Here is a 12,267-nt window from a genome sequence, read left to right on the forward strand (position 1 = left end):
GCGCTATCCACCCCCGAGCTTCGCGTTGATGGCCGCACGGCCGATTTCCGCCGCGACCGTGCCGCCGGTGGCCGCGAGGCCGCGGTTCCCGCCGTCCTCGACGATCACGGCGACCGCGATCTGCGGGTTGTCGACCGGGGCGAAGGCGGTGTACCAGGCGTGCGGTGCGGTGTTCTTGGAGTCCGTGCCGTGTTCGGCGGTGCCGGTCTTCGACGCGATCTGGACGTCCGCGCGCTTGCCACCGCCCTTGGTGAAGCCTTCGGAAGCGACCATCATGTCCTTGAGGATGGCGGCGTTCGCCGACGACAGCGCCGGGGTGCCGGTGAGTTCGGTGGGGCTGTAGTCCTCGATCGTCGACAGGTCCGGTGCCAGCACCGACTGCACCAGCTGCGGTTTCATCGCCATTCCGCCGTTGGCCACGGTGGCCGCGAGCAGGCAGTCCTGCAGCGGCGTGAGCCGGACGTCGCGCTGGCCGATGCCGCTCTGGAACAGCGCGCCCTGCGAGTCGAGCGGGCCGACGGTCGACGGGGCGACCTTCATCGGCACGGTCAGGTCGGTCTGCCCGATGCCGAAGTTCGCCGCCGTCTTCTTCATCTTGTCCGGGCCGAGCTTGCCGGCGAACTCCGCGAACGGCACGTTGCAGGAGTGCGCGAGCGCGTCCTTGAACGTGTCGCCGGGGCAGCCCTGGCCCGCGTAGTTCTCCAGCGTGACGTTCGTGCCGGGGAGCTTGGTGTTCGGCGCGGTGTTGACCTTCGTGTCCGGGCCGTTGCCGTCTTCGAGCGCGGCCGCCGCGGTGACCAGCTTGAACGTCGACCCCGGCGGGTAGGTCTCCGAGATCGCCCGGTTCAGCATGGGCTTCTTCGGGTCCTTGTTGTTCGCGTTCCAGGCGTCGGTCTGCGCCTTCGACGTGTGCTGGGCGAGCGCGTTCGGGTCGTACGACGGCGTCGAGACCATGGCCAGGATCCGGCCGGTGCTCGGCTCCATCGCGACGACGGCGCCGGTGTAGCCCTTCTGCGTCATCAGGTCGTACGCGGCCTTCTGCACGGCCGGGTCGATGGTCAGCCGGACGTTGCCGCCGCTGGGGTCCCGGCCGGTGACCATGTCCGACAGCCGCCGCACGAACAGCCGCGGGTCGGAGCCGTTGAGGACGTCGTCCTCGGCGCGCTCCAGGCCGCCGGCCCCGTAGTTGATCGAGTAGTAGCCGGTGACCGGCGCGTACATCGGGCCGTCGGCGTAGGTCCGGATGTACTTGTATTTGTCGTTCGACGGGTTGACGCTGGCCAGCACCTCGCCGTTGGCCTGTGACACGATCTTGCCGCGCTGGCGGGCGAACTCGTCGTAGAGCACGCGGGCGTTGCGCGAGTCGGTGCGGTAGTCGTCGGCCTTCACCACCTGGATGTAGGTGGCGTTGGCCAGCAGCAGGACGACCATCACGAGCATCGCCATGCCGACCTTGCGGAGCGGGGTGTTCATGCCTGCGCGCCCCCCTCGGCCGGCGGGCGCTGCACGAGCACGGTGTGCGCTTCCGCGATCGGGGCCTGCGGCTGCTGCTGCGGCTTCGGGCGCGAGGCGGGCTTGCGGGCCGCGTCGGAGATGCGGAGCAGCAGCGCGACGAGGATGTAGTTCGCGAGCAGCGACGAACCACCCTTGGACAGGAACGGGGCGGTGATACCGGTCTCCGGGATGAGTTTCGTGACCCCGCCGACGACGACGAAGATCTGCATGACCATGGTGAACGCGAGCCCGCCGCCCAGCAGCTTGCCGAACGTGTCGCGCACGGCCAGCGCGCTGCGCATGCCGCGCATCGCGACCAGCAAGTACAGCATCAGCACCGCGGCCAGCCCGATGAAGCCGAGCTCTTCGCCGATCGACGCCGTGATGAAGTCGGTGTTGGCCTCGGGCACCATGTCCGGCCGTCCGGCGCCGAGCCCGGTGCCGCCGACCCCGCCGGTGCCGAGGCCGAACAGGCCCTGCGCCAGCTGGTAGCCGCCGCCGGCCTGGTCGTAGGTGGCCAGCGGGTCCAGCCAGTTCGCCACGCGCTGCTGGACGTGCGAGAAGAGGTTGTAGGCGATGACGCAGCCGACGGCGAAGAAGCTGAGGCCCAGCACGACCCAGATGACCCGCTCGGTCGCGACGTACAGCATCACCAGGATGACGCTGAAGAACAGCAGCGACGTGCCGAGGTCCTTCTCGAACACCAGGATGCCGATGCAGGCGAACGCGGCGATCAGGATCGGGCCGAGGTCGCGGGCGCGGGGGAGCTCGACGCCGACGAGCTTCTTGCCCGCCACCATGAACAGGTCCCGCTTCGACACCAGGAACGACGCGAAGAAGACCATCAGCAGGATCTTCGCGAACTCGCCGGGCTGGATCGAGAAGAACGGCAGCTTCAGCCACACCTTGGCGCCGTTGACCTCGGACAGGCTCGACGGCAGCAGCGCGGGCAGCGCCAGCGCGACGATCCCGATCAGGCCCGCGGTGTAGCCGTAGCGGGTCAGCGTGCGGTGGTCGTTGACCACGATCAGCACCACGACGAAGAACACGAGCGAGATGACCGTGAACAGCACCTGCGCGGTGACCGCGGGCGTGTAGTCCCTGCCCTGCTGCGTGGCGCGCTCGGCCAGGGCCAGGTCGATCCGGTGGATCATCACCAGCCCGATGCCGTTGAGCAGCGCGACGCAGGGGAGCAGCACGGGGTCGGCGTACGGCGCCCACTTGCGGACGGCCAGGTGCGCGCCGGTCAGCACGCCGAGGTAGGCCAGGCCGAGCCAGATGATCGACGCGGTGAGCTCCTGCTCCTGGTTCGCTTCCACCAGGACCAGCGCGATGGTGACGATGAACGTCGCGAACCCCAGCAGCACCAGCTCGGTGTTGCGGCGGGTCGGGACCTCGCGCGGCGGGTTCGTCTGGAACTGCGCGGCGAGCGGTTCGGCGGCGCGCGCGGCGGGCTGGCTCATCAGTTACCGCCTCCCGTCGTCGGTGCCGTCGAACTCGGCGTCGAGCAGTCCCTCCCCGCTGGCTGGTTCGCCGACGACGGAGCAGTGGAGCCGGCCGGAGCCGACGGAGTCGTCGGCGTGGCCGTAGGGGTCGGCGTCGAGGACGGCTGACCGCCCGCCGGCGCGCAGTTGTTCAGGCGCTTACGCAGCTGCAGGAAGTCGTCGATGTACTTCCGCGCCTCGTCGAGGCTGTCCTTCTTGACGCCGTTCTGCACCGCCAGCCGCGCGTCCTCCTGGAGCTGGGAGACGCGCAGCTTGTCCGTGCACACCTGGCTCGGCGGGCAGGACCCCTGCTCGTACGCGTGCAGGTCGATGCCGAGAATGCTGCCGGGGACGCCGCGGTAGATCACGACCTCCCCGTCTGATCCCTCGCCGACATAGTACTGACTCAGCACGAAGTAGCGGGTCGCGATGGCGGCCGCGGCGAGCACCACGAGGACGACGAGCGCGCCGGCCAGCCAGCGGAACCGCTTCCGGCGCCGGGCCTTCGGGTCTTCCTGGGGCTGCGGCAGTTCCTGGCGCGGCGGCGGGGGCGGCTGGGTCAGCGCCCTGGCCCGCGCGGCGGGCGAGTCGCCCTGGTGCCGTTCGTCGCTGCCGTCCCCGGCGGCGCCGCCCACGATGGGCGCGTCCTCACCGAAGTCGACGTCGACCACGTCGGCGATGATCACCGTGACGTTGTCGGTGCCGCCACCCTTGAGCGCCAGCTCGATCATCCGGTCCGCGCACTGCTGCGGGTCCGCGATCTGCACGGCCTCGGCCAGCGTCTCGTCGCTGACCATGCCGGACAGGCCGTCGGAGCAGATCAGGTACCGGTCGCCGGCGCGGGCCTCGCGCACGGTCAGGCTCGGCTCGACCTCGTGGCCGGTGAGCGCCTTCAGCAGCAGCGACCGCTGCGGGTGCACCGCCGCCTCTTCGGGCGTGATCCGGCCCTGCTCCAGGAGTTCGTTGACGAAGCTGTCGTCGCGGGTGATCTGCGCGAACTGACCGCCGCGCAGCAGGTAGGCCCGCGAGTCGCCGACGTGCACCAGCCCCAGCCGGGTGCCGGCGAACAGGACGGCGGTCAGCGTGGTGCCCATGCCGTCGAGGTCCGGGTCCTGCGAGACGAGTTCGGCGATCGCGGCGTTGCCGTTCGCCACCGCCTCGCGCAGCTGGGCGAGGAGGTCGTCGCCCGGCTCGTCGTCGTCGAGCGGGGCGAGGGAGGCGATGACGACCTTGCTGGCGACTTCGCCCGCCGCGTGCCCACCCATGCCGTCGGCGAGCGCGAGCAGGCGAGGGCCGGCGTACACGGAGTCCTGGTTGCTCGAACGCACCAGGCCCCGGTCGCTGCGGGCTGCGTAGCGGAGGACGAGAGTCATGGGCGAAGCTCGATCACCGTCTTGCCGATCCGGATGGGGACTCCGAGCGGGACCCGGAGGGGTGCAGTGACCTTAGCCCGGTCGAGGTAGGTCCCGTTCGTCGAGCCCAGATCTTCCACGTACCAGTCCTCACCGCGCTGCGCGATCCGCGCGTGGCGGGTGGACGCGTAGTCGTCGTCGAGGACCAGCGTCGAGTCGTCGGCCCGGCCGATCAGGATCGGCCTGCCGTCCAGCGCGATGCGGGTCCCGGCGAGCGCGCCGTGCGTCACCAGCAGCTGCTGCGGCGACTTGCTGTTGCGCGGCTTCTTCTCCTTCTTGCGCCCGAAAGACGGCACCTGGACGCGCATGCCCGATGCCGCGTAGAGGTCCGAACGGACGACTCTGAGCGCGGCGAACACGAAGAGCCAGAGCAGCACGAGGAAGCCCACCCTGGTGAGTTGTACGACCAGCTCTGGCACTTGGTGTGTCCGCTCCCGACTCTTCCGCGCAGCCGCGACGCGGGTACGCCGCGGTCCCCCCGCACGTCAATTCTGCGGGAACAGTATTCCGGGTCCCCAGTCAGCCCTGTGTACGGAACACCAGGGACGAATGACCCACCCGGATGACGTCGCCGTCGGCGAGCTGCCAGGTCTGGACCGGGGTGCCGTTCACGGTGGTGCCGTTCGTCGAACCGATGTCGGCGAGCGTCGCGCTCTGGCCGTCCCAGGTGATCTCCAGGTGGCGGCGCGAGACACCGGTGTCCGGGAGGCGGAAGTCGGCGTCCTGGCCGCGGCCCACGACGTTCCCGCCCTGCTTCAGCGAGTACGTGCGGTTCGAGCCGTCGTCCAGCTGCAGGCTCGCCGCGAGCTGACGGCCCGGCGCCGGCGGGGCGTAGCCGCCCTGCTGGCCGTACGGGTCACCGGCCGGCTGGCCGTACGCCTGCTGCTGGCCGTACTGGTCGTACCCGCCCGCCTGCTGGCCGCCGTACTGGTCGTAGCCACCCTGCTGGTAGCCGCCCTGGTCGTACCCGCCGCCCTGCGGCTGGCCGTAACCCTGGTCGTAGCCGCCACCCTGCGGCTGCGCGTAGCCGCCCTGGTCGTAGCCACCGCCCTGGGGCTGGCCGTAACCCTGGTCGTAGCCGCCCTGGTGCTGCTGGCCGTACTGGTCGTAGCCGCCACCCTGCTGCGGCTGGCCGTACTGGTCGTAGCCACCGCCCTGGGGCTGCTGGCCGCCGTACTGGTCGTATCCACCCTGCTGGCCGTAACCCTGGTCGTACCCGGGCTGCTGGCCACCCTGCTGTCCGTAGCCGTACTGGCCCTGCTGGCCGTACGGGTCACCCTGGTCGTATTGGCCGTAGCCGGGGGGCTGGCTCATTGCTGGGTCTCCTGCGTTGCTGGGTCGTGCCGACCGCGGTGAACCGGCGCCTGAGGGGCGGGCGTCGGGATCGACGGACGAACGGGTCTTGAACTGTCCAGTATGCAGCGCCTCGTTGCGCTCGAGTGATACGACGACGTCACCATAGGTGTCCAGGCCTTCGGCGGCGAGGTGTTCCGCCACCGCCTTGGCCAGCACCTGCGTGACGCGCTGCTCGTCGCCGGCCATGCGTTCGTGGTCAGCCGCCCCCAGGGACACGATGTAGTGATTCGGGGCGAGCTGCCGACCGCCTGCCAGCTCACGAACGTTTTCCTCACTCTCCCGCTCCAGGGCGATCGCCACTTCCTGCGTGACGACGTTGCCACCGAACATGCGCGCGAAAGTGTTCCCCACCAGGTTCTCGAGTCGCCTGTCGAATCTTTCGGCGCGGCCCACCGGGGAAAACCTCCTCACGCTCGTGCTTCCGCATCGATCCTATCCGGGTGAGCCAGCCTCTACACGGCCCCCGGTGAAAGCCGTTGAAACGACCTGCTAGTCTTCTCCTCGCTGCCGCAAGGAAGCACTCGGGCGAGTGGCGGAATGGCAGACGCGCACGGTTCAGGTCCGTGTGTCCGAAAGGACGTGAGGGTTCAACTCCCTCCTCGCCCACGCTGTTCAGGGGCCCGATCGCTAGCGCGATCGGGCCCCTTCCCATTTGCCTTATGTCTCCCGGGGGGCCGAGCCCCCCGGACCCCCACGGTGCCTTTCGTCACCTTCCAGCGTGGTCCGGTGGATGTTCGCCCTGGGCGAAGTTAGGCCGTGTGGGTGGTGATCCAGTCCGCGATCACGTCCGTGCGGCTCGTGGTTTCGACGCCCGCGTGGGGGCAGTCCGGTCCCGTCGCCTCCAGCGAAACGAGCTCGTCGCCCGAGAAGTACGGGGCTCCCGAGTCGTAGGTGCACGCGCTCGTCGTGATCTCCGGGGCCGCGCCGCGGACCCCCAGCGTGGTCGGATCGACCTTCGCGATCGCCACCGTTCCCTGCTGGAGGCGGGTGGCCGGCTTGGGGTTCGCGCTCGTCAGGCTGCCCCAGCCCGCCAGAGTCAGCTGCTGGCCGACCTTAGGGACCGCGCGGCTCACCGCCAGTGGCGTCACCGCGGTCACCGGGGAGTCGAGGCGGATCAGGGCGACGTCGTTCTCCTTCGCCTGGAGGACCTCGGTCGCCTTGCGGGCGATGCCCGACTCCGTCTCCTCGTCGGTCATGCCCAGGGTCACCGTCGTCGGGTACGGGACCTTGCCCGAGACCCGGTCGCGGTGGGCGTCGTGGAAGCAGTGGCCGGTGGTCAGGACCCAGGCGGGCGCGACGAGCGCGCCCGTGCAGTAGCTGCTGTACGTCGAGCCGTCCGGGCGCGGGATCTTCGTCATCGCGAGCTTCGCGACGAACCCGTACTGGCCCGGCGGGACGTCGGAGCCGTGGGCGACGGCCCAGGCGGCGGGAGCGGTGGAGACGGTCAAGACGGCAGCGGCGAGCAGGGCGCGCAGGCGCATTCTTCCCCTTCGTCGAGTCGGTGGTCGACGTTCGACGTTAGGGCCGCCGCCGCGGGCGGGGAATTCCCTGGCCGGGCGTCACCCGGTGGACCATCGGGTGACGCCCGGCCGCGACCGGGAGTGTGTCAGTTCACGCCGACCAGGTCGACGACGAAGATGAGCGTCTCGCCCGGCTTGATCACGCCGCCCGCGCCGCGGTCGCCGTAGGCCAGGTGCGGCGGGATCACCAGCTTGCGGCGGCCGCCGATCTTCATCCCCGCGACACCCTGGTCCCAGCCGGAGATGACCTGGCCGGCGCCGAGGCCGAAGCGCAGCGGCTCGCCGCGGTTCCAGGACGCGTCGAACTCTTCGCCGGTCGAGTGGGCGACACCGACGTAGTGCACGGTGACGGTCTTGCCCGCCGTGGCCTCCGCGCCGTCACCGACAGTGAGGTCGGTGATCTCGAGTTCGGCCGGAGCGGGTCCGTCCGGGCGGTCGATGAGGGGCTTTTCCAAGGTCATGGGCCTCACCGTACCCATCCGTGGCAGGCTGCGCCGATCGGACTACGCCCAAAGAGGGGAGAAACGCGAAAAGTCTTCACACTTCTGCTACTGCTGGGTAGCGTGCGCTACGTCACTTTTCTGGACTGAGGGGAGCCCGGCATGCGACGCCGCATCCGCGCCCTGACCGTTACGGCACTGGGGGCCCTCGTGGCCGGGCTGACCCAGGTCGCCGTCACCGCGCCGGCCGCCCAGGCGGCCGTGTCGCCCGACGACTACTGCGGGGGGCAGTGCAGCGACATCCTCCCGCCCGGTGAACAGGGCAGCGCCACCCTCGCCGAGATCCTGGCGCACAAGCTGCTCGGCACCCGCCCGGCGCACTCGGCCGACCAGCTCGGGAAGTACTCCTCGCTGGCCAACGGGTACAAGACGCTGACCACGAGCGCGATCAACCAGTACTTCAACGACTCCTCGTTCGGCGTCCCGGCCGACCAGGTGGCGAGCACGACGAAGCCGCGGGCCGACGTCACCATCGTGCGGGACAAGGCCCTCGGCGTCCCGCACATCACCGGGACCACCCGCGCCGGCACCGAGTTCGGCGCCGGGTACGCGGCCGCGCAGGACCGGCTGTGGCTGATGGACGTGCTGCGGCACGCCGCCCGCGGCCAGGTCACCTCGTTCGCCGGTGGCGCCCAGGCCAACCGCGAACTCGAGCAGCAGTTCTTCGCGATCGCGCCGTACACCGAAGCCGAGCTGCAGCAGCAGATCGACCGGACGGCGGCCAGCGGACCGCGCGGCGCGCAGGGGCTCGCCGACGCGCAGGCCTACGTCGACGGCATCAACAAGTACATCTCCGACTCCTACAACGGCCGGTACTTCCCGGGCGAGTACGTGCTGACCGGGCACGTCGACTCGATCACCAACGCCGGGTCGATCGACCCGTTCAAGCTGACCGACCTGGTCGCGCTGGCCTCGCTGATCGGCGCCGAGTTCGGCGCGGGCGGCGGCGGCGAGGTCCAGAACGCCATCGCGAAGCTCGCGCTGCAGGAGAAGTACGGCGTCGTGCAGGGCGAGAAGGTGTGGCAGAGCCTGCGCTCGGAGGACGACCCGGAAGCGGTCAAGACGCTGCACGACGGCCAGACCTTCCCGTACGGCAAGACGCCGGCCAACGCCACCGGCCGGGCCATGCCGGACAAGAACTCGGTGACGCAGCAGCCGCTGGTGTTCGACCAGACCGGCTCGGCCGCCACCGCGACGCCGTCCACTGTGGACGTCGCCGCGCCCGCCGAGCAGGAGCCCGCCCGCGGGATGTTCGAGAACGGCGTGCTGCCGGCGAACATGCTGAGCGAGAAGCACGGCATGTCCAACGCGCTGCTCGTCTCCGGCGCGAAGACCGCCAGCGGCCACCCGGTCGCCGTGTTCGGCCCGCAGACCGGCTACTTCGCCCCGCAGCTGCTGCTGTTGCAGGAACTGCAGGGCCCGGGCATCAGCTCGCGCGGCGCGGCCTTCGCCGGGCTGAGCATGTACACGCTGCTCGGCCGCGGCCAGGACTACTCGTGGAGCGCGACGACGTCGGCGCAGGACATCATCGACACCTACGCGCTGCAGCTGTGCGACCCGAACGGCGGCACGCCGACGAAGGACTCGAACTACTACACCTACCAGGGCAAGTGCGTCCCGATGGAGACCGTGGAGGTCAAGAACGCCTGGAAGCCGACGGTGGCCGACGGGACCGCGGCCGGTTCGTACACCCTGCGCAGCTACCGGACCAAGTACGGGCCGGTGCAGAGCCGGGCGACCGTCGGCGGCAAGCCGGTGGCGTACGCGGCGCTGCGCTCGTCCTACTTCCACGAGGTCGACTCGCTCATCGGCTTCCAGGAGCTGAACGACCCGACCTTCATCAAGTCCGCGGCCGACTTCCAGAAGGCCGCGTCCGACATCAACTTCACGTTCAACTGGTTCTACGCCGACTCGAAGGACATCGCGTACTTCAACTCCGGCGCCAACCCGGCCCGGCAGTCCGATGTGGACCCGAACATGCCGGTGTGGGGCGACCAGGGCCACGACTGGCAGGGCTGGAACCCGGCGGGCAACCTCGCGACCTACACGCCGGCGTCGCAGCACCCGCAGTCGATCAACCAGGACTACTACGTCAGCTGGAACAACGCCCAGGCCAACGGCTACGCCGCGGCGGGTGCGGACAAGTCCGCCGTGCACCGCGTCGACCTGCTCGACTCCCGGGTCAAGCAGCTGATCTCCAGCGGCACCAAGGTCACCCGGGTCAACCTGACCCAGGCGATGGCGGACGCCGCGCTGGCCGACCTGCGGGCCGAGCGCGTCCTGCCGCTGCTGCTGCAGGTGCTCGACAAGACGCCGACCACCGGCGCGGCGGCGGACGCCGAGGCGAAGCTCAAGACGTGGCTCGCGAACGGCCACCTGCGCAAGGAGACGTCGGCAGGCAGCAAGACCTACGCCGACGCCGACGCGATCCGCATCTTCGACGCCTGGTGGCCGCTGCTGGTCCAGGCCGAGTTCAAGCCGGGCATGGGTGACGCCGCCTACAACGCCATGACGAGCGTGCTCGGCATCAACGAAAGCCCGTCCGGCTGGCAGAACGGCAACGGCCGGCACACCGGCCAGCCCCACAAGGGCTCCTCGTTCCAGTACGGCTGGTGGGGTTACGTCAGCAAGGACATCCGGCAGGTGCTCGGCCAGCCGGTGGCGGGCCCGCTCGCGCAGACGTTCTGCGGCGGCGGCGACGTCACGGCCTGCCGTCAGGCGCTCGTCGACTCGCTGACCACGGCCGCCGGCCAGTCCGCGAACACCGTCTACCCCGGTGACGCGAACTGCTCGGCCGGCGACCAGTGGTGCGCCGACTCGATCATCCACAACCCGCTCGGCGGCATCACGCAGGACAAGATCAGCTGGCAGAACCGGCCGACGTTCCAGCAGGTCGTCGAGTACGCGGCGCACCGCGGCGACAACATCGCCAACCTGGCGGCGACGAAGACGGTCAGCGCCACGAGCGCCGAGACCGGCTTCTACAACTCGCCGGCGTCGAACGCGATCGACGGGAACGCCTCGACCCGCTGGGCCAGCGACTGGAGCGACGACCAGGCGATCACCGTCGACCTCGGCTCGGTCCAGCAGGTCTCGCGGGTGCTGCTGAACTGGGAGTCCGCCTACGGCAAGAGCTACCGGATCCAGCTCTCGCCGGACGCGGTCCACTGGACGGACGCAGCGGTGGTCACCGACGGCGACGGCGGCCAGGACAACATCGCGTTCGCCACGACGACGGCCCGGTTCGTGAAGATGCAGGGCGTCCAGCGCGGGACGAAGTACGGCTACTCGCTGTACGAGTTCGAGGTGTACGCCCACTGACCCCCCTCCCGCGGGTCGTGAGTGGTAAGGCGGGTTAGAACCCGCCTTACCACTCACGAGGGGGTGCGTACCGTGAGGCGCATGGACGACTGGACGCCTCGCACCAAGGCCATCGCCGCCGGCCGGCCGCACGGTCCCGGTGAGCCGCTGAACACGCCGCTCGTCGCCACCAGCACCTACCAGGCCGGTGGCGACTTCGTGTACGCCCGCGGCGACGGGACGCCGACCTGGCACGCGCTCGAGGAAGCCGTCGGCGCGCTGGAGGGCGGCGAGGCGACGGCGTTCGCGTCGGGCGTCGCCACCCTCTCCGCGGTGCTGGATCTGCTGCCGGTCGGGTCGCGGGTCGCCGTCCCGACGTTCAGCTACGCCGTCACGCGCGGGGTGCTGGCCCACGCGCAGAAGCTCGGCAAGCTGGCCGTCACCGAGCTGGACCCGACCGACACCGACGCCTGGGTCGCCGAGGCCGCGACGTCCGACCTGGTCTGGCTGGAGTCGCCGACCAACCCGACCCTCGACCTGATGGACATCGAGACGATCGCCGCCGCCGCGCGCGGCCGGGTCGTCGTCGACAACACCTTCGCGACGCCGCTGCAGCAGCGGCCGCTCGAGCTGGGCGCGGACGTCGTCGTGCACAGCGCGACCAAGCTCATCGGCGGCCACAGCGACCTGCTGCTGGGCATCACCGTGTCCAAGGACCCGGCCGTCGCGGCGGAGCTCAAGGGCGCGCGGACGCGGGTCGGGTCGACGCCGGGCGCCCTCGAAGCCTGGCTCGCGCTGCGGGGGCTGCGGACCATGCCCGTCCGGCTCGCGGAGCAGTCCCGCACCGCCGCGCTGCTGGCGGAGCGGCTCGGCGAGCACCCCGCGGTGCGCCGGGTGCGCTACCCGGGCTTCGGGATGATGGTCTCCTTCGACCTCGCCGACGCCGAGACGGCCGACCGCTTCTGCGCGTCGGTCCGGCTGATCCGGGCGGCGACCAGCCTCGGCGGCGTCGAGAGCCTGGTCGAGCGGCGGGCGTGGCTGGCGGGCGAGGAGCGCGTCCCGCCCGGGCTGATCCGGTTCAGCGTCGGCCTGGAGGACCCCGAGGACCTGTGGGACGACTTGACGTTCGCCCTGACGGAGTAACGCGGGCACCCGAACCGTCGATACTCGCAACATCGCAGGTCAACGTGTTGGGAGTGCA

9 protein-coding genes and 1 tRNA gene are annotated in these 12,267 nt (G+C 70.3%); 3 read left to right on the forward strand and 7 right to left on the reverse strand.

All coding sequences use genetic code 11. The features are described from left to right. Positions 1-3: 3 nt before the first annotated feature. The 5 genes from ACFPLC_RS14550 to ACFPLC_RS14570 all read right to left on the reverse strand — a co-directional run bounded on the left by ACFPLC_RS14550 (position 4) and on the right by ACFPLC_RS14570 (position 6,139). Positions 4-1,473, reverse strand: a complete 1,470-nt coding sequence (locus ACFPLC_RS14550; protein ID WP_378205001.1) for a peptidoglycan D,D-transpeptidase FtsI family protein — start codon at positions 1,471-1,473, stop codon at positions 4-6. After that, entirely contained in the window at positions 1,470-2,957 is a 1,488-nt protein-coding gene (locus ACFPLC_RS14555) for an FtsW/RodA/SpoVE family cell cycle protein (RefSeq protein ID WP_378205004.1), read from the reverse strand. The genes ACFPLC_RS14550 and ACFPLC_RS14555 overlap by 4 nt, the downstream gene beginning before the upstream one ends. Beyond that, on the reverse strand, positions 2,957-4,351 hold the full coding sequence (locus tag ACFPLC_RS14560) for a PP2C family protein-serine/threonine phosphatase (RefSeq protein ID WP_378205007.1): 1,395 nt from the start codon (positions 4,349-4,351) through the stop codon (positions 2,957-2,959). The genes ACFPLC_RS14555 and ACFPLC_RS14560 overlap by 1 nt, the downstream gene beginning before the upstream one ends. After that, on the reverse strand, positions 4,348-4,809 hold the full coding sequence (locus tag ACFPLC_RS14565) for an FHA domain-containing protein FhaB/FipA (RefSeq protein ID WP_091305105.1): 462 nt from the start codon (positions 4,807-4,809) through the stop codon (positions 4,348-4,350). The genes ACFPLC_RS14560 and ACFPLC_RS14565 overlap by 4 nt, the downstream gene beginning before the upstream one ends. 100 nt (positions 4,810-4,909) lie before the next feature. After that, the gene (locus tag ACFPLC_RS14570) at positions 4,910-6,139 is read right to left on the reverse strand and encodes a DUF3662 and FHA domain-containing protein (protein WP_378205136.1); all 1,230 of its coding nucleotides are present in this window, start codon (positions 6,137-6,139) and stop codon (positions 4,910-4,912) included. A 130-nt stretch (positions 6,140-6,269) separates the two neighbouring features. Between ACFPLC_RS14570 and ACFPLC_RS14575 the strand changes: the two genes are divergently transcribed. Next, positions 6,270-6,352 (forward strand) — tRNA-Leu (locus tag ACFPLC_RS14575). A 143-nt stretch (positions 6,353-6,495) separates the two neighbouring features. On the opposite strand, the gene ACFPLC_RS14580 is transcribed toward ACFPLC_RS14575, so the two are convergent. Continuing rightward, entirely contained in the window at positions 6,496-7,227 is a 732-nt protein-coding gene (locus ACFPLC_RS14580) for a S1 family peptidase (RefSeq protein ID WP_378205010.1), read from the reverse strand. Between the two features lie 125 nt (positions 7,228-7,352). Then, entirely contained in the window at positions 7,353-7,727 is a 375-nt protein-coding gene (locus ACFPLC_RS14585) for an FKBP-type peptidyl-prolyl cis-trans isomerase (RefSeq protein ID WP_191308661.1), read from the reverse strand. Positions 7,728-7,868: 141 nt separating this feature from the next. Between ACFPLC_RS14585 and ACFPLC_RS14590 the strand changes: the two genes are divergently transcribed. Continuing rightward, positions 7,869-11,087, forward strand: coding sequence for a penicillin acylase family protein (locus tag ACFPLC_RS14590; RefSeq protein WP_378205013.1), 3,219 nt, complete (start codon positions 7,869-7,871; stop codon positions 11,085-11,087). Positions 11,088-11,168: 81 nt separating this feature from the next. Continuing rightward, positions 11,169-12,209, forward strand: a complete 1,041-nt coding sequence (locus tag ACFPLC_RS14595; RefSeq protein WP_378205016.1) for a trans-sulfuration enzyme family protein — start codon at positions 11,169-11,171, stop codon at positions 12,207-12,209. Positions 12,210-12,267: the final 58 nt, after the last annotated feature.

This window comes from Amycolatopsis plumensis (assembly GCF_042652605.1).
In the GTDB taxonomy this organism is placed as follows: Bacteria; Actinomycetota; Actinomycetes; order Mycobacteriales; family Pseudonocardiaceae; genus Amycolatopsis; species Amycolatopsis plumensis.

Excerpts from the sequence above, each read along its gene's own strand:
- ACFPLC_RS14550 (WP_378205001.1), bottom strand. The coding sequence starts at position 1,473 with ATGAACACCCCGCTCCGCAAGGTCGGCATGGCGATGCTCGTGATGGTC.
- ACFPLC_RS14555 (WP_378205004.1), bottom strand. The coding sequence starts at position 2,957 with ATGAGCCAGCCCGCCGCGCGCGCCGCCGAACCGCTCGCCGCGCAGTTC.
- ACFPLC_RS14560 (WP_378205007.1), bottom strand. The coding sequence starts at position 4,351 with ATGACTCTCGTCCTCCGCTACGCAGCCCGCAGCGACCGGGGCCTGGTG.
- ACFPLC_RS14580 (WP_378205010.1), bottom strand. The coding sequence starts at position 7,227 with ATGCGCCTGCGCGCCCTGCTCGCCGCTGCCGTCTTGACCGTCTCCACC.
- ACFPLC_RS14585 (WP_191308661.1), bottom strand. The coding sequence starts at position 7,727 with ATGACCTTGGAAAAGCCCCTCATCGACCGCCCGGACGGACCCGCTCCG.
- ACFPLC_RS14590 (WP_378205013.1), top strand. The coding sequence starts at position 7,869 with ATGCGACGCCGCATCCGCGCCCTGACCGTTACGGCACTGGGGGCCCTC.
- ACFPLC_RS14595 (WP_378205016.1), top strand. The coding sequence starts at position 11,169 with ATGGACGACTGGACGCCTCGCACCAAGGCCATCGCCGCCGGCCGGCCG.